General features: G+C 54.0%; 16 protein-coding genes. 7 read left to right on the top strand and 9 right to left on the bottom strand.

All coding sequences use genetic code 11. The features are described from left to right. Positions 1-11: 11 nt before the first annotated feature. Positions 12-2,648, bottom strand: a complete 2,637-nt coding sequence (gene gyrA, locus B9P82_RS05765; RefSeq protein WP_094761624.1) for a DNA topoisomerase (ATP-hydrolyzing) subunit A — start codon at positions 2,646-2,648, stop codon at positions 12-14. A gap of 158 nt (positions 2,649-2,806) precedes the next feature. Between gyrA and ubiG the strand changes: the two genes are divergently transcribed. The 4 genes from ubiG (at position 2,807) to yfaE (ending at position 7,761) form a co-directional block, all read left to right on the top strand. Continuing rightward, positions 2,807-3,535, top strand: a complete 729-nt coding sequence (ubiG, locus tag B9P82_RS05770; protein WP_016157023.1) for a bifunctional 2-polyprenyl-6-hydroxyphenol methylase/3-demethylubiquinol 3-O-methyltransferase UbiG — start codon at positions 2,807-2,809, stop codon at positions 3,533-3,535. 443 nt (positions 3,536-3,978) lie between these two features. After that, complete coding sequence (gene nrdA / locus B9P82_RS05775) at positions 3,979-6,264, top strand: class 1a ribonucleoside-diphosphate reductase subunit alpha (RefSeq protein WP_016153798.1); 2,286 nt, start codon at positions 3,979-3,981, stop codon at positions 6,262-6,264. 112 nt (positions 6,265-6,376) lie between these two features. Continuing rightward, positions 6,377-7,507 (top strand): class Ia ribonucleoside-diphosphate reductase subunit beta, encoded by a 1,131-nt coding sequence (gene nrdB / locus B9P82_RS05780; RefSeq protein ID WP_016153799.1) that lies wholly within the window; start codon positions 6,377-6,379, stop codon positions 7,505-7,507. Beyond that, positions 7,507-7,761, top strand: coding sequence for a ferredoxin-like diferric-tyrosyl radical cofactor maintenance protein YfaE (gene yfaE, locus B9P82_RS05785; RefSeq protein ID WP_016153800.1), 255 nt, complete (start codon positions 7,507-7,509; stop codon positions 7,759-7,761). Before nrdB ends, yfaE begins: the two co-directional genes overlap by 1 nt. Positions 7,762-7,933: 172 nt before the next feature. On the opposite strand, the gene glpQ is transcribed toward yfaE, so the two are convergent. Next, on the bottom strand, positions 7,934-9,001 hold the full coding sequence (glpQ, locus tag B9P82_RS05790) for a glycerophosphodiester phosphodiesterase (protein WP_016157024.1): 1,068 nt from the start codon (positions 8,999-9,001) through the stop codon (positions 7,934-7,936). Between the two features lie 3 nt (positions 9,002-9,004). Continuing rightward, the gene (glpT, locus tag B9P82_RS05795; RefSeq protein ID WP_016153802.1) at positions 9,005-10,363 is read right to left on the bottom strand and encodes a glycerol-3-phosphate transporter; all 1,359 of its coding nucleotides are present in this window, start codon (positions 10,361-10,363) and stop codon (positions 9,005-9,007) included. Positions 10,364-10,633: 270 nt separating this feature from the next. Between glpT and glpA the strand changes: the two genes are divergently transcribed. The 3 genes from glpA to glpC are packed head-to-tail and all read left to right on the top strand — an operon-like array spanning position 10,634 to position 14,698. Beyond that, complete coding sequence (gene glpA / locus B9P82_RS05800; RefSeq protein WP_016157025.1) at positions 10,634-12,262, top strand: anaerobic glycerol-3-phosphate dehydrogenase subunit A; 1,629 nt, start codon at positions 10,634-10,636, stop codon at positions 12,260-12,262. Next, positions 12,252-13,511: a glycerol-3-phosphate dehydrogenase subunit GlpB gene (gene glpB / locus B9P82_RS05805; protein WP_101700084.1), complete on the top strand. Its 1,260-nt coding sequence runs from the start codon at positions 12,252-12,254 to the stop codon at positions 13,509-13,511. Before glpA ends, glpB begins: the two co-directional genes overlap by 11 nt. Continuing rightward, positions 13,508-14,698 carry an anaerobic glycerol-3-phosphate dehydrogenase subunit GlpC gene (gene glpC, locus B9P82_RS05810; RefSeq protein ID WP_047359207.1) on the top strand — a complete coding sequence of 397 codons (1,191 nt, stop codon included), beginning with the start codon at positions 13,508-13,510 and terminating at the stop codon, positions 14,696-14,698. The genes glpB and glpC overlap by 4 nt, the downstream gene beginning before the upstream one ends. A 39-nt stretch (positions 14,699-14,737) precedes the next feature. On the opposite strand, the gene yfaU is transcribed toward glpC, so the two are convergent. The 6 genes from yfaU to B9P82_RS05840 form a co-directional block, all read right to left on the bottom strand. Next, positions 14,738-15,541 carry a 2-keto-3-deoxy-L-rhamnonate aldolase gene (gene yfaU, locus B9P82_RS05815; protein ID WP_101700085.1) on the bottom strand — a complete coding sequence of 268 codons (804 nt, stop codon included), beginning with the start codon at positions 15,539-15,541 and terminating at the stop codon, positions 14,738-14,740. A 25-nt stretch (positions 15,542-15,566) separates the two neighbouring features. Further along, positions 15,567-16,856, bottom strand: coding sequence for an MFS transporter (locus B9P82_RS05820; RefSeq protein WP_046275941.1), 1,290 nt, complete (start codon positions 16,854-16,856; stop codon positions 15,567-15,569). Between the two features lie 56 nt (positions 16,857-16,912). Beyond that, positions 16,913-18,118, bottom strand: a complete 1,206-nt coding sequence (rhmD, locus tag B9P82_RS05825) for an L-rhamnonate dehydratase (RefSeq protein ID WP_101700086.1) — start codon at positions 18,116-18,118, stop codon at positions 16,913-16,915. Between the two features lie 13 nt (positions 18,119-18,131). Next, on the bottom strand, positions 18,132-18,914 hold the full coding sequence (locus tag B9P82_RS05830; RefSeq protein WP_016153810.1) for an IclR family transcriptional regulator: 783 nt from the start codon (positions 18,912-18,914) through the stop codon (positions 18,132-18,134). Between the two features lie 218 nt (positions 18,915-19,132). Beyond that, positions 19,133-20,335 carry a nicotinamide mononucleotide deamidase-related protein YfaY gene (locus B9P82_RS05835; RefSeq protein WP_047416288.1) on the bottom strand — a complete coding sequence of 401 codons (1,203 nt, stop codon included), beginning with the start codon at positions 20,333-20,335 and terminating at the stop codon, positions 19,133-19,135. Positions 20,336-20,414: 79 nt separating this feature from the next. After that, on the bottom strand, positions 20,415-20,957 hold the full coding sequence (locus tag B9P82_RS05840) for a YfaZ family outer membrane protein (protein WP_016157029.1): 543 nt from the start codon (positions 20,955-20,957) through the stop codon (positions 20,415-20,417). Positions 20,958-21,180 lie beyond the last annotated feature (223 nt).

Genomic DNA, 21,180 nt, shown 5'->3' on the forward strand with positions numbered 1-21,180 from the left:
TCACGTCTTAATTACTCTTCAGCGTCGTCCGCTGCATCGTCATCGCTTTCCGCTTCAGGCGCGATATCCTCGTCCCCTTCAGCAGCGCTACCGTCGATGGAGTCGAGCTCTTCATCATCAACCGGTTCAGCAACGCGTTGCAGACCCACAACGTTTTCATCTTCCGCAGTACGGATGAGGATAACGCCCTGGGTGTTACGCCCTACCACGCTGATTTCCGACACGCGAGTACGCACCAGCGTACCTGCATCGGTGATCATCATGATCTGGTCGGTATCTTCAACCTGCACTGCGCCGACAACGGAACCGTTGCGCTCGGTGACTTTGATGGAGATAACGCCCTGGGTCGCACGAGACTTGGTCGGATACTCTTCCGCCGCCGTACGTTTACCGTAGCCGTTCTGGGTAACGGTCAGGATAGCACCTTCCCCACGCGGAACGATCAGCGATACCACGCTGTCGCTTTCCGCCAGTTTGATACCGCGTACGCCGGTCGCGGTACGTCCCATCGGACGAACAGCCCCCTCTTTGAAGCGCACCACTTTACCGGCAGCAGAGAACAGCATAACTTCGTCACTACCAGACGTCAGGTCAACGCCAATCAGCTCATCGCCTTCGTTCAGGTTAACCGCAATGATACCGGCTGAACGCGGACGGCTGAACTCGGTCAGCGCTGTTTTCTTCACGGTACCGCTGGCGGTTGCCATGAAGACGTTGACGCCTTCTTCGTACTCACGTACTGGCAGAATTGCGGTGATACGTTCGTTAGCTTCCAGTGGCAGCAGGTTGACGATAGGACGTCCACGCGCACCACGGCTTGCTTCCGGCAACTGATAAACCTTCATCCAGTACAAACGACCGCGGCTGGAGAAGCAGAGGATCGTGTCATGGGTGTTGGCCACCAGCAGGCGGTCGATAAAGTCTTCTTCTTTAATTCGTGCTGCAGATTTGCCTTTACCGCCACGACGCTGCGCTTCGTAATCGGTTAACGGCTGATATTTCACGTAGCCTTGATGAGACAAGGTCACGACAACATCTTCCTGGCTAATCAGATCTTCGATGTTGATGTCAGCACTGTTCGCGGTGATTTCGGTCCGACGTGCGTCGCCGAACTGTTCACGAATCAGCTCCATCTCTTCACGGATGACTTCCATCAGACGATCGGCGCTGCCCAGAATGTGCAGCAGTTCAGCGATCTGCTCCAGCAGCTCTTTGTATTCGTCGAGCAGTTTTTCGTGCTCAAGGCCGGTCAGTTTCTGCAAACGCAGATCCAGAATGGCCTGGGCCTGCTGTTCAGTCAGGTAGTACTGACCGTCACGCACGCCAAATTCCGGTTCCAGCCATTCAGGACGCGCGGCATCATCGCCGGCACGTTCCAACATGGCAGAAACGTTACCCAGCTCCCACGAACGCGCGACCAGCCCTGCTTTCGCTTCTGCCGGGGTCGGCGCACGGCGGATCAGTTCGATGATCGGATCGATGTTCGCCAGCGCAATCGCCAGTGCTTCAAGGATGTGCGCACGGTCGCGGGCTTTACGCAGTTCAAAGATAGTACGGCGGGTTACGACTTCACGGCGGTGACGTACAAACGCAGCAATAATATCTTTCAGGTTCATGATTTTCGGCTGTCCATGGTGCAACGCAACCATGTTGATACCGAAAGAAACCTGCAGTTGGGTCTGGGAGTAGAGGTTGTTCAGAACCACTTCCCCGACTGCGTCGCGTTTCACTTCAATCACGATGCGCATACCGTCTTTGTCAGACTCGTCACGCAGCGCGCTGATACCTTCAACGCGTTTGTCTTTTACCAGCTCGGCGATTTTCTCGATCAGGCGCGCTTTGTTCACCTGATACGGAATTTCATGGACGATGATGGTTTCACGGCCAGTTTTGGCATCCGCTTCGACTTCCGCGCGTGCGCGGATGTACACTTTGCCACGGCCGGTACGGTAGGCTTCTTCAATACCACGACGACCGTTGATGATCGCGGCGGTCGGGAAGTCCGGACCCGGAATATGTTCCATCAGCCCTTCAATGCTGATGTCTTCATCGTCAATGTATGCCAGGCAGCCGTTGATCACTTCCGTCAGGTTGTGCGGCGGAATGTTGGTCGCCATACCTACCGCGATACCGGACGAGCCGTTCACCAGCAGGTTAGGAATTTTGGTTGGCATGACGTCAGGAATTTGTTCGGTGCCGTCGTAGTTATCGACGAAATCCACCGTTTCTTTTTCCAGGTCAGCCATCAGCTCATGGGCGATTTTCGACATACGGATTTCCGTATAACGCATCGCCGCTGCGGAGTCGCCATCGACAGAACCAAAGTTACCCTGACCATCTACCAGCATGTAACGCAAGGAGAATGGCTGCGCCATACGAACAATGGTGTCGTAAACGGCGATATCACCATGAGGGTGGTATTTACCGATTACGTCACCAACGACACGGGCAGATTTTTTATAGGCTTTATTCCAGTCGTTGCCCAATACGTTCATGGCGTAAAGTACGCGACGGTGAACCGGCTTCAGGCCATCTCGGACGTCCGGCAGCGCACGGCCAACAATGACCGACATCGCATAATCCAGATAGGAGCTCTTCAGCTCTTCCTCAATGTTGACCGGTGTAATTTCTCTCGCAAGGTCGCTCATCTAACCGCTATCCCTCTACTGTATCCCGGATTCAAAGGTCGCAAATTATAACACATCCGTGCAGATTCAGGTAAATGGATTCCCCCTGACAGAGGCTTTATTCATCCCGTCAGGCTGATATACTCATTTGCATCGCAAATTTAGGAGTAGAAGCCCCAATGAATGCCGAAAAACCTCCGGTAACTCACAACGTTGATCAGGAAGAAATTGCCAAGTTTGAAGCAGTCGCGTCACGCTGGTGGGATCTTGAGGGTGAATTTAAGCCACTGCACCGTATTAACCCGCTGCGCCTGGGCTATATCACGGAGCGCTCAGGCGGCCTGTTTGGTAAAAAGGTACTCGACGTCGGCTGCGGCGGCGGCATTCTGGCGGAAAGCATGGCGCGCGAGGGCGCAACCGTCACCGGGCTGGACATGGGCTTTGAACCGTTACAGGTAGCAAAACTGCATGCGCTGGAGAGTGGCATCCAGGTGGAATACGTTCAAGAAACGGTTGAAGAACATGCGGAAAAACATGCGCATCAGTATGACGTTGTGACCTGCATGGAAATGCTGGAGCACGTACCGGACCCTCAGTCGGTGGTCAGGGCCTGCGCCAGACTGGTCAAACCGGGCGGCGAAGTGTTTTTCTCCACGCTTAATCGCAACGGCAAATCCTGGCTAATGGCGGTGGTCGGCGCGGAATATATTTTGCGTATGGTGCCGAAAGGCACGCATGATGTGAAAAAATTCATTAAGCCGGCTGAACTGTTAGAGTGGGTTGACCAGACCGTGCTGAAAGAGCGTCATATGACCGGCCTGCACTACAACCCGATCACCAACAGTTTTAAACTCGGCCCCGGCGTTGATGTGAACTATATGCTACACACTACCGCGCAAGCAGATTAACCTCCCCCACCCGGCCGGATAAGGCGTGCAACGCCGCAATCCGGCACAGTGCCTGATAGTGCGCAGCTTTCGGGCCTGCGCATCGCCTACCAATCCTGAGTAGGATCGTCAGGGCAATTTTTGCGCCAGGTCATAAGAACTTACCTTGCCTTAGATGAAGAAATCAGCACTCGATCAAATTTTCTATTTTTTTTCTCAATTATTGACATCCTCGCCAGGCCTTATAAGACGCGCACTTAGCGATTATTACCCTTTTGCAACCTCAATTTAACCTCAAAATCAACTCTTGTACTGAAAAGAATCCCTACTAGAATACTCACCATATAGCGTCTACTTTATCAAACAACCCCTACATATAGTATTTATCCACAGACTTAGTCACAACATGACTTTGTGGATAATATGGGGGATATTTTTTCTTTCACGGACAGGTAAAAAACCACATGAATCAGAGTCTGCTGGTGACAAAGCGTGATGGTAGTACAGAGCGCATCAATCTCGACAAAATCCACCGAGTTCTGGATTGGGCGGCAGAAGGACTGAATAACGTATCGATTTCTCAGGTCGAGTTGCGCTCCCACATTCAGTTTTATGACGGTATCAAGACATCCGATATCCATGAAACAATCATCAAAGCTGCCGCCGACCTGATCTCGCGCGAGGCACCGGATTATCAGTACCTGGCTGCTCGCCTTGCGATTTTCCATCTGCGCAAAAAAGCCTACGGCGAGTTTGAACCGCCGAAACTGTTCGACCATGTCGTGAAAATGGTTGAAATGGGCAAATACGACAATCATCTGCTGGAAGACTACACGGAAGAAGAGTTCAAGCAGATGGACTCGTTCATCGTACACGACCGTGATATGACCTTCTCCTACGCTGCGGTGAAGCAGTTAGAAGGTAAATACCTGGTACAAAACCGTGTTACCGGTGAGATTTATGAAAGCGCGCAGTTCCTCTACATTCTGGTAGCGGCCTGCCTGTTCTCTAACTATCCGCGTGAAACGCGTCTGCAATACGTAAAACGTTTCTACGACGCCGTTTCTACGTTTAAAATTTCGCTGCCGACGCCGATTATGTCCGGCGTGCGCACCCCTACCCGTCAGTTCAGCTCCTGCGTACTGATCGAGTGCGGCGACAGCCTGGACTCCATCAACGCCACCTCCAGCGCGATTGTGAAATACGTTTCCCAGCGCGCCGGCATCGGTATCAACGCCGGTCGCATCCGTGCGCTGGGTAGCCCGATCCGCGGCGGTGAAGCGTTCCACACCGGTTGTATTCCGTTCTACAAGCACTTCCAGACCGCGGTAAAATCCTGCTCCCAGGGCGGCGTACGCGGCGGTGCTGCAACACTGTTCTACCCAATGTGGCACCTGGAAGTTGAAAGCCTACTGGTCCTGAAAAACAACCGTGGCGTCGAAGGCAACCGCGTGCGTCACATGGACTACGGCGTACAGATCAACAAACTGATGTACACCCGTCTGCTGAAGGGCGGCGACATCACGCTGTTCAGCCCGTCCGACGTTCCAGGCCTGTATGATGCGTTCTTCGCTGACCAGGACGAATTCGAACGTCTGTACACCAAATATGAAAACGACGACAGTATCCGCAAGCAACGCGTGAAAGCCGTTGAACTGTTCTCTCTGATGATGCAGGAACGTGCCTCTACCGGGCGTATCTATATTCAGAACGTTGACCACTGCAACACCCATAGCCCGTTTGATCCCATTGTCGCTCCGGTGCGCCAGTCTAACCTGTGCCTGGAAATCGCCCTGCCGACCAAACCGCTGACCGACGTTAACGACGAAAACGGCGAAATTGCGCTGTGTACGCTGTCCGCATTTAACCTCGGTGCTATCAACAGCCTGGACGAGCTGGAAGAGCTGGCCGAATTGGCGGTGCGCGCGCTGGATGCGCTGCTCGATTATCAGGATTATCCGATTCCTGCCGCCAAACGCGGCGCGATGGGTCGCCGTACGCTGGGTATTGGCGTGATCAACTACGCCTACTGGCTGGCGAAAAACGGTAAGCGTTATTCTGACGGCAGCGCGAACAACCTGACTCACAAAACCTTTGAAGCCATTCAGTATTACCTGATGAAAGCCTCTAACGAGCTGGCGAAAGAGCAAGGCGCGTGCCCGTGGTTTAACGAAACGACCTACTCCAAAGGTATTCTGCCGATCGATACCTATAAAAAAGATCTCGATGCTATTGTCAACGAGCCGCTGCATCTGGACTGGGAACAACTGCGCGAATCCATCAAAACGCACGGTCTGCGTAACTCCACGCTGTCAGCCCTGATGCCATCGGAGACCTCTTCGCAGATCTCTAACGCCACCAACGGTATTGAACCACCGCGCGGCTATGTGAGCATCAAAGCGTCGAAAGACGGTATTCTGCGCCAGGTCGTGCCGGACTACGAACACCTGCACGACGCGTACGAACTGCTGTGGGAAATGCCGAACAACGATGGCTATCTGCAACTGGTAGGTATCATGCAGAAATTTATCGATCAGTCGATTTCTGCCAACACCAACTATGATCCGTCACGCTTCCCATCCGGAAAAGTACCGATGCAGCAGTTACTGAAAGACCTGCTCACCGCCTACAAATTTGGTGTCAAAACGCTGTATTATCAAAACACCCGTGACGGTGCGGAAGATTCTCAGGACGATCTGGTGCCGTCCATTCAGGACGATGGCTGCGAAAGCGGCGCATGTAAGATCTGATGAACGATGCCGGGTGGCACCAGGCTCACCCGGCCTACAGTAGCTTGGTTTGTAGGCCGGAAAGGGTACTTGTAACGCCATCCGGCACTCATCCCACAAAGGATTCACATCAATGGCATACACCACTTTTTCACAGACGAAAAATAACCAACTTCTGGAACCGATGTTCTTCGGCCAGCCGGTGAACGTCGCCCGCTACGATCAGCAAAAATATGACATCTTCGAAAAACTGATCGAAAAGCAGCTCTCTTTCTTCTGGCGTCCGGAAGAAGTTGATGTTTCTCGCGATCGCATCGACTTCCAGGCGCTGCCGGAACATGAAAAGCATATCTTCATCAGTAACCTGAAATATCAGACGCTGCTGGATTCCATTCAGGGACGTAGCCCGAACGTGGCGCTGCTGCCGTTAATCTCGATCCCTGAGCTGGAAACCTGGGTGGAAACATGGGCGTTTTCAGAAACGATCCACTCCCGTTCCTACACCCACATCATTCGTAACATCGTGAACGATCCGGCGGTGGTGTTTGATGACATCGTCACCAACGAGCAGATCCAGAAACGCGCGGAAGGCATTTCCAGCTATTACGACGAATTGATTGAGATGACCAGCTACTGGCATTTGCTGGGCGAAGGCACGCATACCGTTAACGGTAAAACGGTTGTCGTAAGCCTGCGTGAACTGAAGAAGAAGCTGTATCTGTGCCTGATGAGCGTGAACGCGCTGGAAGCGATCCGCTTCTACGTCAGCTTCGCCTGCTCCTTCGCCTTCGCCGAACGCGAACTGATGGAAGGCAACGCGAAAATTATTCGCCTGATCGCCCGCGATGAAGCCCTGCATTTGACCGGGACCCAGCATATGCTGAATCTGCTGCGCAGCGGCGTGGACGATCCGGAAATGGCGGAAATCGCCGAAGAGTGTAAACAAGAATGCTACGACCTGTTCGTACAGGCCGCGCTGCAGGAAAAAGAGTGGGCGGATTATCTGTTCCGTGACGGCTCAATGATTGGCCTGAATAAAGACATTCTGTGCCAGTACGTTGAGTACATCACCAACATCCGTATGCAGGCTGTCGGACTCGACTTGCCGTTCCAGACCCGCTCTAACCCAATCCCATGGATCAACACCTGGCTGGTGTCTGATAACGTGCAGGTTGCGCCGCAGGAAGTGGAAGTCAGCTCTTACCTGGTCGGCCAGATCGATTCGGAAGTCGATACCGACGACCTGAGTAACTTCCAGCTCTGATGGGCCGCGTTACTCTGCGCATCTCTGGCACACAACTGCTGTGCCAGGATGAACACCCTTCCCTGCTTGCCGCGCTCGAATCGCACAATGTTGAAGTTGAATACCAGTGCCGCGCAGGTTATTGCGGCTCCTGCCGTACCCGTCTGGTAGCGGGACAGGTCGACTGGATTGCCGAACCTCTGGCCTTCATTCAGCCAGGTGAAATTTTGCCCTGCTGCTGTCGGGCAAAAGGCGATATTGAAATAGAGCTGTAACGCGTGGCGGGATAAAAATTACGACTAAAAAAGAGCCGCCGATGGACGGCAGCTCTTTATTTCTCCTGGAGGCAGGTATGGCCACGTTGACGGCAGACGGCCTTATCTAGCCGTTAATAACGTTTGATTCAACCAGGCCTGTGACCGGAGGTGCATCACAGACCTTGTGCCATTACTCTTTATTCAGGAATGTCACTGCTTTGTCGGGGAAGTCGGTGAACAGCCCGTCAACGCCCGCCTTGTTATACAGAATGTCATACAGCTGGTTTACGTCAGTGGTGTAATCCGGCAGTTGATCGGCACGAACGGTATAAGGATGCACCACCATCTTATTCTGATGCGCGTCCTGTACCATACCTGTTAACGAGATATTGCCTTTCTTCGACTTCTCATCAATCAGCATGTGGTAGTCCGGCCCAATGCCGTCCGCATACTGCGCAACCTGCTTCATGGCACCCGGTTTAAACATCCAGTCGTAGTTGTAATTAACCCAACTACCGTCCGGCTTTTTCTCCTGAGTTTCATTCCAGTCAGTGTACGCAATCAACTGTACCAGATTGAGATCCATCCCCATCTTCGGTTCCAGTTCATTCTTAATGCGCTTTAACTCTGCGACATCAAAACACTGTAGATAAACCTTGTCGTTCTTGTCGGTGTACCCGTACTTTTTCAGCACTTCCAGCGTTTTAGCCGCAATGTCCTTCCCTTCCTGATGATGGAACCACGGCGCTTTCATTTCCGGGTAAATGCCAATGTTTTTACCGGTTGAATGATTTAATCCCTGAACAAACTCAATCTCTTCTTCGAAAGTGTGCACACGGAAATCAGATTTACCCATCGGGAAACGCCCTGGGTAGGTCTGGACCTTTTTGCCATTTTCGATATCAAAGCCTTCGGTAAATTTCAGCGATTTAATCTCATCCAGCGTAAAGTCGATAGCGTAATAGCGCCCATCTTTACGCGCACGATCCGGGAAACGCTCGGCAACATCGGTGACGCGGTCAAGGTAGTGGTCATGCAGGACAACCAGATGGTCGTCCTTGGTCATCACCAAATCCTGTTCCAGGTAATCAGCCCCCTGAGCATAAGCCATCGCTTTTGCTGGCAGCGTATGCTCCGGTAGATAACCGCTGGCGCCACGGTGCGCAATCACGATTTTTTCTGCGGCAACCGCCGCGCTGCTCACCACAATACCTGTCAGCATTAGCGCCACGCTGAGACTTTTCAATGTGGTTTTCATCTATTAGCCCCCGTTACGCTTCAGTGCGATCTCTTCGTGATGGCGTTTTTCGCCAATCATGACGACCACCAGCAGAATAACCGCCAGCACGCTACCGCCAATCATCACCATAAAGCCGCCGTCCCAACCGAAGAAGTCAACGGTATAGCCAACAATGGCGCTCGCCGCTACGGAACCGCCGAGATAACCGAACAGACCGGTAAAGCCAGCCGCCGTACCCGCCGCTTTTTTCGGTGCCAGTTCCAGCGCATGCAGACCAATCAACATTACCGGACCGTAGATCAGGAAGCCGATGATAATCATACAAGCCATATCCACGTTCGGGTTGCCTGCCGGGTTCATCCAGTAGACGATAGTCGCGATAGTCACCAGCGTCATAAAGAACACGCCGGTCGCACCACGGTTGCCACGGAAGACTTTATCCGACATCCAGCCGCACAGCAGCGTGCCCGGAATACCCGCATATTCATACAGGAAGTAGGCCCAGGATGATTTATCCAGCGCGAAATGTTTCACTTCTTTCAGATAGGTCGGGGACCAGTCCAGGATGCCGTAGCGCAGCAGATAAACAAACACGTTGGCGATAGCGATGTACCACAACAGTTTGTTCGGCAGTACGTATTGCATGAAGATCTGCTTCGCAGTCAGCTCTTCTTCCGCTTTCTCGTTGTAATCGTCCGGGTAGTCGTTCTTGTACTCTTCGATAGGCGGCAGGCCACAAGACTGCGGCGTATCACGCATCAGAGCAAAAGCAAACAGCGCGACGACGATCGCACCGAAAGCAGGCATGTACAGCGCCGCTTTCCAGTCATTGAACCAGGCCATACCCAGCAGGAACAACAGAGGAGGCAGACCACCGCCCACGTTGTGCGCACAGTTCCAGACGGAAACAATGCCCCCACGCTCTTTCTGCGACCACCAGTGCACCATGGTACGACCACACGGCGGCCAACCCATTCCCTGGAACCATCCGCAGAGGAACAGCAGCACAAACATAACCGCAATGCTCGAAGTCGCCCACGGCACAAAGCCCATGAACAACATGACAGCGGCGGCCAGAATCAGACCCGCTGGCAGGAAAACGCGCGGATTCGAGCGATCCGAAACGGACCCCATGATGAATTTCGAAAATCCGTAAGCAATGGAGATACCGGATAACGCAAAACCCAGATCGCCACGCGAGAAACCTTGCTCAACCAGGTACGGCATCGCAAGGGCAAAGTTCTTACGTACCAGATAGTACGCGGCATAGCCAAAGAAAATCCCCAGAAAGATCTGCCAACGTAATCGACGATATGTCGGGTCGATCTCCGCTGCAGGCAAACGCGCCGTGTGTGACGCTGGTTTAAAAATGCTCAACATAGTGTAGCCTCCGTGGCCGTCTTTCATTCGAAGTAAACACTGCAGTTCGTCATTACTACCCTACCGCTCCCAGTGTGGCCGCGATGTTAAGGAAAGATACATAACAAAAATGTGAAACGCTGCACATATTGTTACAGATTTATGACAAATGTTCATAAAGGCGCACGAAATCACGTTTCATTTTCGAATAATGAGCGATTATGCGCGAAATCAAACAATCCATGTTTTTTATGTGGCTAAATGATAAAAAACGAACTGTGAGGAAAAACAATGAAAATTCGCGACTCGCAAACAAGTGACGTGATTATCATTGGTGGAGGAGCAACAGGTGCAGGGATCGCACGCGATTGTGCGCTGCGCGGGTTGCGCGTCATCTTAGTGGAACGCCACGATATCGCCACAGGGGCGACCGGACGTAACCACGGTCTGCTGCACAGCGGTGCACGCTACGCCGTCACCGACGCTGAATCTGCCCGAGAGTGCATCAGCGAAAACCAAATTCTCAAACGTATCGCCCGTCATTGCGTTGAGCCGACGGACGGTCTGTTTATTACCCTGCCGGAAGATGAACTCTCCTTCCAGGCAACCTTTATTCGCGCCTGTGAAGAGGCCGGTATTCGCGCAGAAGCCATTGACCCTAAGCAGGCGCGCATTATCGAGCCTTCCGTCAACCCACAGCTGATTGGCGCGGTAAAAGTGCCGGACGGCACGGTTGATCCTTTCCGCTTAACCGCCGCCAACATGCTGGATGCGCGTGAGCATGGCGCAGTAATCTTAACGGCGCATGAAGTGACGGGACTGATTCGTGAAGGGGCAACGGTTTGCGGCGTGAACGTACGCAATCATCTGACGGGTGAGATGCAGTCTCTGCATGCACCGGTAGTCGTCAACGCCGCCGGGATCTGGGGCCAGCGCATTGCGGAATATGCCGATCTGAGCATCCGTATGTTCCCGGCCAAAGGTTCGCTGCTGATTATGGATCACCGCATTAACCAGCATGTCATCAACCGCTGTCGTAAGCCGTCTGACGCCGATATCCTGGTGCCCGGTGATACCATTTCGCTGATTGGTACCACCTCACAGCACATTGATTACGATGATATCGACAGCAACCGCGTCACCGCAGAAGAGGTCGATATACTGCTGCGTGAAGGCGAAAAACTGGCGCCGATTATGGCGAAAACGCGCATTTTACGCGCCTACTCCGGCGTGCGTCCTCTGGTAGCCAGCGACGACGATCCAAGTGGCCGTAACGTCAGTCGTGGGATTGTACTGTTCGATCACGCCCAGCGTGACGGACTGGACGGGTTTATCACCATTACCGGCGGCAAATTGATGACCTACCGCCTGATGGCAGAGTGGGCCACCGATGCCGTTTGCCGTAAGCTGGGCAATACCCAACCTTGCACAACGGCAGACACGGCGCTGCCTGGCTCACAAGAATCGACCGAGCATACGCTCAAACGCGTGATCTCGTTGCCCGCGCCACTGCGCGGCTCAGCGGTCTACCGTCACGGCGATCGCACCCCTGCGTGGCTTAGCGAAGGTCGTCAGCACCGCAGCCTGGTCTGTGAATGCGAAGCGGTCACTGCAGGTGAAGTGCAGTACGCCGTCGAGAATTTGACCGTCAACAGCCTGCTGGATTTGCGTCGCCGTACCCGTGTTGGAATGGGGACCTGCCAGGGCGAATTGTGTGCCTGCCGCGCCGCAGGTTTGCTGCAACGTTTTAATGTCACCACCGCCGCGCAATCTATCACCCAGCTTTCCGATTTCCTCAATGAACGCTGGAAAGGCGTGCAGCCTATCGCCTGGGGAGATGCGCTGCGCGAAAGCGAATTCACACGCTGGGTCTATCAGGGATTGTGCGGTCTGGAAAAGGAGCACCAGGATGAAATTTGATACCGTCATTATCGGCGGCGGCCTGGCCGGACTACTGTGCGGCCTGCAACTGCAAAAAAGCGGTTTACGCTGCACGATTGTCACTCGCGGCCAAAGCGCCCTGCATTTCTCCTCCGGCTCACTGGATTTGCTCAGCAACTTACCCGATGGCCAACCGGTGACGGATATAGAAGCAGGCCTGAATGCGCTGCGCACTCAGGCACCCGCGCACCCGTACAGCACCATCGGAACGCACAACGTCCTGGAGCTGGCCCAGCAGGCGCAAAATCTTCTCGAAGAATGCGGAACGCATTTGCAAGGCAAGGTACATCAGTCACATCAACGCATCACCCCACTGGGAACGCTACGTTCAACCTGGTTAAGTTCCCCGGAAGTTCCGGTCTGGCCGCTGTCCGCGCAGCGTATCTGCGTTGTAGGTATTAGCGGTTTACTGGATTTTCAGGCACATCTCGCCGCGGCGTCGCTGCGTCAACGCAATCTCAGCGTCGAGACGGCAGAAATCGAGCTGCCTGAGCTGGATGTCCTGCGTGATAACCCGACCGAGTTTCGCGCCGTCAATATTGCGCGCCTGCTGGATAACGAAGATAAATGGTCACTGCTCTATGACGCTTTACTGCCAGTAGCAAAAACCTGCGACATGATAATTATGCCGGCCTGCTTCGGTCTGGCGGATGAACAGCTCTGGCAATGGCTTAACGAGCGTCTCCCCTGCTCGCTGACGCTGTTACCGACCCTACCGCCTTCGGTACTGGGTATGCGTTTGCATAACAAATTGCAGCGCCAGTTTGTGCGCCAGGGCGGCGTCTGGATGCCGGGTGATGAAGTGAAGAAAATCACCTGTCAGGACGGCGTAGTCAGCGAAATCTGGACCCGTAATCATGCCGATATTCCTTTGCGGCCACGTTTCGCCGTGCTCGCCAGCGGCAGCTTCTTCAGCAGCGGGCTGGTCGCCACGCGTGGGGCCATCTACGAACCTATCCTGGGGCTGGATGTACAACAAACCGCCACCCGCGCCGAGTGGTATGAGCGTGACGTCTTCGACCCACAACCGTGGCAGCAGTTTGGTGTTACGACCGATGCCGGGCTGCGCCCGTCGCTGGCGGGACAAACGATAGAGAACATGTATGCCATCGGTTCCGTTCTCGGCGGATTCGACCCTATCGCCCAGGGTTGCGGAGGCGGCGTGTGCGCTGTTAGCGCCTTACACGCCGCACATCATATTGCGAAACGTGCAGGAGGCCAGCAATGAGCGACACACGTTTTGAAAGTTGTATCAAATGCACGGTGTGCACCACGGCCTGCCCGGTAAGTCGCGTCAATCCGAACTACCCTGGTCCTAAACAGGCCGGACCGGACGGTGAGCGTCTGCGCCTGAAAGATGGCGCGTTATATGACGATGCGCTGAAATACTGCATCAACTGTAAGCGTTGCGAAGTGGCCTGTCCTTCAGATGTGAAGATTGGCGATATCATCCAACGCGCGCGCGCCAAATACGACACTACGCGTCCGTCGCTGCGTAACTTTGTCTTAAGCCATACCGATTTGATGGGTAGCGTATCCACACCATTCGCCCCGATAGTGAATACCGCCACCTCACTCAAACCGGTGCGTCAGTTGCTGGATTACGCGCTAAAAATCGATCATCGCCGTACGCTGCCGAAGTACTCTTTTGGCACCTTCCGCCGCTGGTATCGCAGCGTTGCCGCACAGCAAACGCAATATCAGGATCAGGTTGCCTTTTTCCACGGCTGTTTTGTGAATTACAACCATCCGCAGCTCGGCAAAGACCTGATCAAAGTGTTGAATGCGATGGGAACCGGGGTGCAACTGCTGAGCAAAGAGAAATGCTGCGGCGTACCGCTGATTGCCAACGGCTTTACCGATAAAGCGCGTAAGCAGGCGGTGAGCAACGTGGCCTCGCTCAGAGAAGCAATTGACGGTAAAGGCATTCCGGTGATCGCCACCTCATCAACCTGCACCTTTGCGCTGCGTGATGAATATCCGGAAGTGCTGGACGTCGACAACTCAGGTCTACGCGAACACATTGAACTGGCAACCCGCTGGCTGTGGCGCAAGCTGGATGAAGGCAAAACGCTGCCGCTGAAAACGCTGCCGCTGAAAGTGGTCTACCACACGCCATGCCACATGGAGAAAATGGGCTGGACGCTCTACACGCTGGAACTGCTACGACAAATTCCAGGGCTGGAGCTAACGGTGCTGGACTCGCAATGTTGCGGGATTGCCGGGACATACGGCTTTAAAAAGGAAAACTACCCGACATCGCAATCCATTGGCGCACCGCTGTTCCGCCAGATTGAAGACAGCGGCGCTGATATCGTCGTCACCGACTGCGAAACCTGTAAATGGCAGATTGAGATGTCTACCAGTAAGCGCTGCGAACACCCCATCACCCTGCTTGCCAAAGCGTTAGGTTAATTCTGTTGCCCGGTGGCGTTGGCTACCGGGCTTTAGCACCTAATAACTACTTTTCAGCGGTTGAATTGCCGGTCCTGATTTAAACATTGCCAGCCTGCGATCCAGCGCTTCGGTATAAAGCATGGTATCCACGCCTACCGCGACAAAATTTGCTCCCCATTGCAGACATTTCTCCGCCATTGTTGGGTCAACAGCGAGGAAACCGGCTGCTTTTCCGGCTGCGCGAATACGGCGAATGCTATGCTCAATGATCCGCTGCACCTCCGGGTGTCCGGCATTATCCGGATAGCCCAACGACGCAGAAAGATCCGCCGGGCCAATAAAGACACCGTCAATACCGTCAACGTCCAGAATGGCATCCAGATTATCCAGTGCCGCTTTGCTTTCGACCTGTACCAGCAGGCAGAGTGATTCATTAGCCTGGGCCATATAATTGTCGATACGCCCCCAGCGCGCCGCCCGTGCCACGCTGGCGCCGACACCACGCTCGCCGAGCGGTGGATAACGAGTCGCGGAAACCACCTGAAGCGCCTGCTCTGCGCTGTCGACCATCGGGACAAGCAGCGTCTGCGCGCCAATATCCAGCACCTGCTTGATCAACGCTTTACTGCCCTCCACCGGGCGAACCACAGGCTGGCTGGCATAAGGCGCTATCGCCTGCAGCTGATGGTAAAGATCCTGCACCGTGTTCGGCGCGTGTTCTCCATCAATCAGCAGCCAGTCATAGCCCGACGTCGCGGCAATCTCCGCCATGTAAGAGGTGGTCGAACTGAGCCACAGGCCGACCTGGATTTCCCCTTTGCGTAATCCTTCTTTGAAGGGATTTGATAACAATGCGTTCATAACGATCCTTACAACGTAGATAAGATTAATGATGCGCAGCGCCTGCTTGTGAAACTGAACGGTTCACACTCAGCGTAAAGATGATTAGCGACCCAATAATCGCGACGCCCGCGAGGACCAGCAGGCCCGCCGCATCGCTGGCAAACACCGTTTCGGCTTTGACGCGCAGAATGGGAGCAATAAAGCCGCCGACGGCACCAAACAGGTTGACGAAGCCGATCCCCGCCGCCAGAGCAGTCCCGGAAAGAAGTTGCGTTGGCATCGTCCAGAACACCGGCTGTACCGCAATGAAACCGACCGCCGCGACGCAGAGCGCCACAATCGCCAGTACCGGTGAAACCAGCCCGGAAAGGCCAATGCCGATTCCTGCCGCCAGCAGCGTCAGCGCGGCAACATTACGCCGGTCGCCGGTGCGATCGGAGTAGCGAGGAATAAGCCAGGTACCAAACAGCGCCGCCACCCACGGTATTGCCGCCACGACCGAAGCCGTAAAGCCCACTTTTGTCCCTAACAACGCAGCAACCTGAGTTGGCAGGAAGAAGATCAGGCCATACACCGCCACCTGGATCGTCAGATAGATAATTGCCAGTTGCCAGACACGGCCATTACGCAGCGCATCCGACAGGCGTGAAGTGACCTTTTTCTCCTCTTCACTTGTCAGTTGGCTAATAAGTAACGACTTTTCCTCCGCGCTCAGGAAACGCGCCTGCTGCGGGGTATCATCCAGCCAGAAGAAGGTGAAAACACCCGCGCCTACCGCCAGTAAACCTTCGATAACGAACATCCAGAACCATCCCGGATGCCCCATAAACCCGTGCATCTCCAGCAGCGCGCCAGAAAGCGGCGATCCCAGGGTTAATGCCAGCGGCGCCCCCATGTAGAACAGCCCCATGATGCTGGCGCGGTTACGCTGGGGGAACCACTGGGACGTCAGGTAGATCATACCGGGGAAGAAGCCCGCCTCTGCCGCCCCCAGCAGAGTACGGATAATCAGAAATTTCGATTCAGTATCCGCCCATGCCATCGCCGCAGAGAGGAATCCCCACAGCAACGTGGTGGTACCAATCCAGGTTCTGGCACCAAATTTACGCATCAACAGGTTGGCAGGAACCCCCAGAAAGGCGTAAACCACAAAGAAAATCCCCGCGCCCAACGCATAAGCTTCGTTGCTCAGACCGGTATCAATCTGATAGGTCTCTTTGGCAAAACCGATGTTCGAGCGGTCAAGAAACGCCAGCACATACAGCGCCAGCATAAAGGGAATCAAACGGGCGCGGTTTTTCTTCACCACACCATCAAGTAACGTGGTACTCATAGCAAGATCCTCAAAGAAATGAGGGCGTTGCCGTGGTATTGGCAACGCACTGGTCATTAGTGGCTATAAGGGCGCTTCAGATTGCAGTCGCGGTTAAGCTCGACGCCAAATCCTGGTTTGTCGAGCACTGACTTATGAATGCGGCCATTGACGGGTACAGGCTCGTCCAGAAGGATCGGATCAAACTGTGGACGCATCGTTGAACAATCCGGGCTGGTCATCAAAAACTCGCTGAACGGGGTATTGGTGAACGTGATCACCGCATGGTGCGAGTAAACCGAGGAACCATGCGGCACCACCAGCTGTCCGCGCGATTTAGCAATAGCGGCAATTTCCACCAGCGTGGTTAACCCACCGCACCAGCCCACATCCGGCTGCATGATATCGATGCCGGTTTCTGAGAGTGTGCGGAAGGACTGCAGCGTCCCGTGGTGTTCACCGCTGGTAACCATCATCCCCGCCGGGGCGTTACGTTTCAGCTCGCGATAGCCTTCATACTGCTGCGGCGGCAGACACTCTTCGATCCACTTCAGATTGGACGGTGCGCAGGCATGGGCCAGTTTGCTGGCATAGTTCACGTCCTGACTCATCCAGCAATCGAGCATCAACCAGAAATCCGGACCGCATTTCTCACGCATGTCGGCTACCATTGCCGCATCTTTGCGGATCCCCGCATCCCCGTCATGCGGCCCCCAGTGGGTCGGCATTTTGCCGCCAATAAAGCCCATTTCTTTCGCCAGATCAGGGCGCGCACCGGTCGCGTAGAATTGAATTTCGTCGCGTACCGCGCCACCCAATAGTTTGTAGACCGGTAAACCCACCACCTTGCCAAACAGATCCCACAGCGCCAGATCCACGCACGAGATGGTGTTCATCACCAGACCGCCGGAGCCGGAGTAGTACATCGTTGCGCCCAGCATCTGGTCGTGAATGAGTTTGATATCACTGACGCATTTCCCTTCAATAAAACGATTGAGATGCTTTTCCACAATAAAGCACCCCATCTCCCCTGCCGTGGAAACAGCAAAACCGGTCTGTCCGTTTTCAGCTTCCACTTCAACAATCAGTGTTCCTAATACGTTGATGCCAAAGGACTGGCGCGATTGCTCATATTCACGATATTTGCTCATTGGCGTGGCGATATGATCGTCAATCCAGTGGTTAGCGCCCTGATCGTGATAGTCGCCGCCGCCAGCGCCTTTATCCGCCGTAGCACCACCGGTAAACCAGGCACGAACGTGTTTAATTTTAGGTAGGGTCATGGTGTTCTCCTTTTTATGAAGCGAGTGAGTCGAAGGGACTTTTCCATCCCAACAGGCGTGAAATATCCCTGGCGCAGGCAATCGCTTTACCGGCCAGATAATCACGGTTCTCTTCGTTAATTTGCAGACGAGTGCCGACCACTGAAATCGCGGCGGTCAGTTCATTGTTAGCGTTAAAAACAGGCGCTGCGACGCAGCGAACATCGGGATAATCTTCGCCATTATCAAAGCTCCATCCACGCTGTCGAATACGCTCCAGCTCGTCATTCAACTGCTGTGGCCTGGTGATAGTGGTCGGCGTTGCCTGTTCCCATATCAGCTGTTCAATAATGGCTTTTCGTGCGGCTGCCGGTTGCCAGGCCAGCAGGCATTTGCCAATACCCGAGCGATAGAGCGAAAGACTTTTCCCTTCGTGGGAGCGCACGCTGATAGTGGATGACGATTCCACTTTCAGAATGTAATACGCGCTTTCGTGGTCGATGATCCCGAGATGGCAAAGTAACCCTGTCTCATCCATCAGCTGTGTCAGCCGGGGACGCGCCAGTTCACGTAAATCCATCTTGCTCAGCGCATGCCCGGACAACTCAACCAGCTTGGTCCACAGGCAGTAATTTTCCTGATGATCAATGCTAATAAAGCGCTGACGCTTCAGTTCGTTAAGTAACAGGTACGCGGTGCTTTTTGGAATACCCAGCGCCTCTATGATGGTGGCGGCGCTACATGGGCCGATACGCGCAATGAGATTGAGTATTTCGATCGCCCTGGTGAGCGCGGGAACTTTGCTTGATTCCAACATACTGGACTCCAGTCTGAGATACTGGAATCAGTGTGGTAGGTTAAGGGGGTTAAAATTGTGAAGCGCATCAAATCCTCTCGTTCTTCCAGCTAGCTGGAGAAAAAAAGAGCATAATTGTGAACTAACGCACGGATTTTTTTACAGAGAGTACAACAGGTTGGACTGATAACGGGAAGGCCAGTATGCCTTCCCATAACAAGCGCGTGAGAGAGTGCAAGTCAGGAAGGCAGCGTCAGGGATTCAACCACTTCTATCCAACCGTGTTCGCTGGCAATATCCTGCCCGTTGAGCCAACGGCGCAGCATATTGAGCGCCATCATTGCACACACTTCCTGACGCACCGACAAACTATAACGATTAGCGTTCAGCCGTACGCGTAAGGCATGCGTTCCATCAGGCGTTGCCAGCGCAAAGTTAATATGTTCGTTTTCGAAAGCCGATACCGCCAACGCCAGCCCGGCATAATGGTTGCCGCGTCGTTCGGTTATCCAGTGTGCCGTTTGCGCCAGCGTTTCTTCCTGGGGCGGAACCACTTCGCTCGCCAACAGCGGAGCATTCACGCGCGAAAGCTGCAGCGCCACCAGACCGCCGGTGAATTGTTCGCTTAGCGTCAGGCTGTATTGCCGTTCCTGCAACGTGCGGGCGATTTGCGCGGGTAAACCTTCCGTACCTTCGAAAATCATATTCTGCCCGGCAACCCGCTTAACTTCTGGCCACAGCGCCAGCATCGCTTCCCGTTGGGAATCCGGCCCGGTCAGCTTCAGTTCGATAATCGGCATTGACGAGCGGTAGCCCATTGTCACTCCCGGAGGCAATTGCAGCGGATCCAGGCTCTGCGCCAGCTCGCTTTCAGAACGACCAAAGGTGGTTAATCGCAGGCATAGCGGGGGTTGAGACAGCGAAAAACGCTCACGCAAACGCGGCAGGATCTCATGCTCAACCATAACTTTAAATTCTGATGGCACTCCTGGGGTAAAGAACATCAGGCAGCGGTTAAGCTTCAGGGCAAACCCACACGCGGTTCCTACCGGATTATTGATGAATTCCGCGCTGGCAGGTAGCTCAGCCTGTTTGCGGTTACTCGGTGCCATCACGCGTCCACGATCGCGGAAATAACGCGCCATCTCGGCGAGCCATGCTTCATGCAGCACCAGCCCTTCACCTTTTGCCGTGGCCGCCGCCAGCGCGCTCAAATCATCGCTGGTTGGTCCCAGACCGCCGTTAACGATCAGTACATCGGCATGTTCGCTACGCTCACGCAAAACGGCGACCAAATCATCAAGATTGTCGCCTACCGTGTTGCGACGGGTTAGCGGTAACCCCTGATTAAAGAAAAAATCGGCCAGCCAGGCGGCATTCGTGTCGACGATTTGTCCGTGCAACACTTCATCCCCGGTGGATAGCATCTCCACGTTTAACATCGTGTTCTCCTGCTTTTATGATGAAAACACTATAACGCATGGAGGGGGGAAGGCGCGACTGAACGCCGCGCCGGAAAAATCAGAAACTCGCGTTAACCCCAACGTACGGGCCGTCAGCAATCGCGTTATCGCGGTTACCGTCTTTGCCTGCCAGGTTCAGGTAGCGATAACCGGCTTCAATGCTCAGCGGACGCATAATGGTCAGACGCGCACCTGCATTCGCTTCTTCATAGCTGTCGATACCGCTGGAAAGAGAATCGGGAGAGTAATAATACTCACCAAACAGGCGGAGGCTGTCGCCAATCGGCCACTGCAAACCGCCACCGACCGCCGCCGCGTAACCCTCGTCACCATCATTCGGGTTAGTATAAATGCCTTTCCCACCGACCGTTGCTAGCAGCGGACCGAGAGGAATATTCAGACCCAGTCCCAGACCGGCCGCATCGCCGTCGTCATCGTTATGCATCCAGTTACCGCTGACGGCCAGACCGGTGGTCTCAGTACCCATACCGAAACTCAGGTTGGTGTAGTCTTCGCCAGCCTGGCCGCTGATGCTAATCGCGCTCGCCGACGCGGAAACAAACAGCATTCCGGCAAAACCCAACATTAAACTTTTTTTCATTTTCTATCCTTTCCAGCAAGAATCAAAACATAACCCCAAAACCTGTGAATTGTACTGTTAGATCACGAGGAATCAATGCACTAAAAAAGCGATGCAATAACATATTGTAAGCAAATACTACTCACAAGATTTAGATAAGGTTAAATTCTTGTAGCAATTACGCCACTGAGGGCAGCAGAACGCCATTTTCTACAAACATCCTGTTTTCCCTGCCAAAGCGGCG

This window comes from Citrobacter sp. L55 (assembly GCF_002850715.1).
In the GTDB taxonomy this organism is placed as follows: Bacteria; Pseudomonadota; Gammaproteobacteria; order Enterobacterales; family Enterobacteriaceae; genus Citrobacter; species Citrobacter braakii.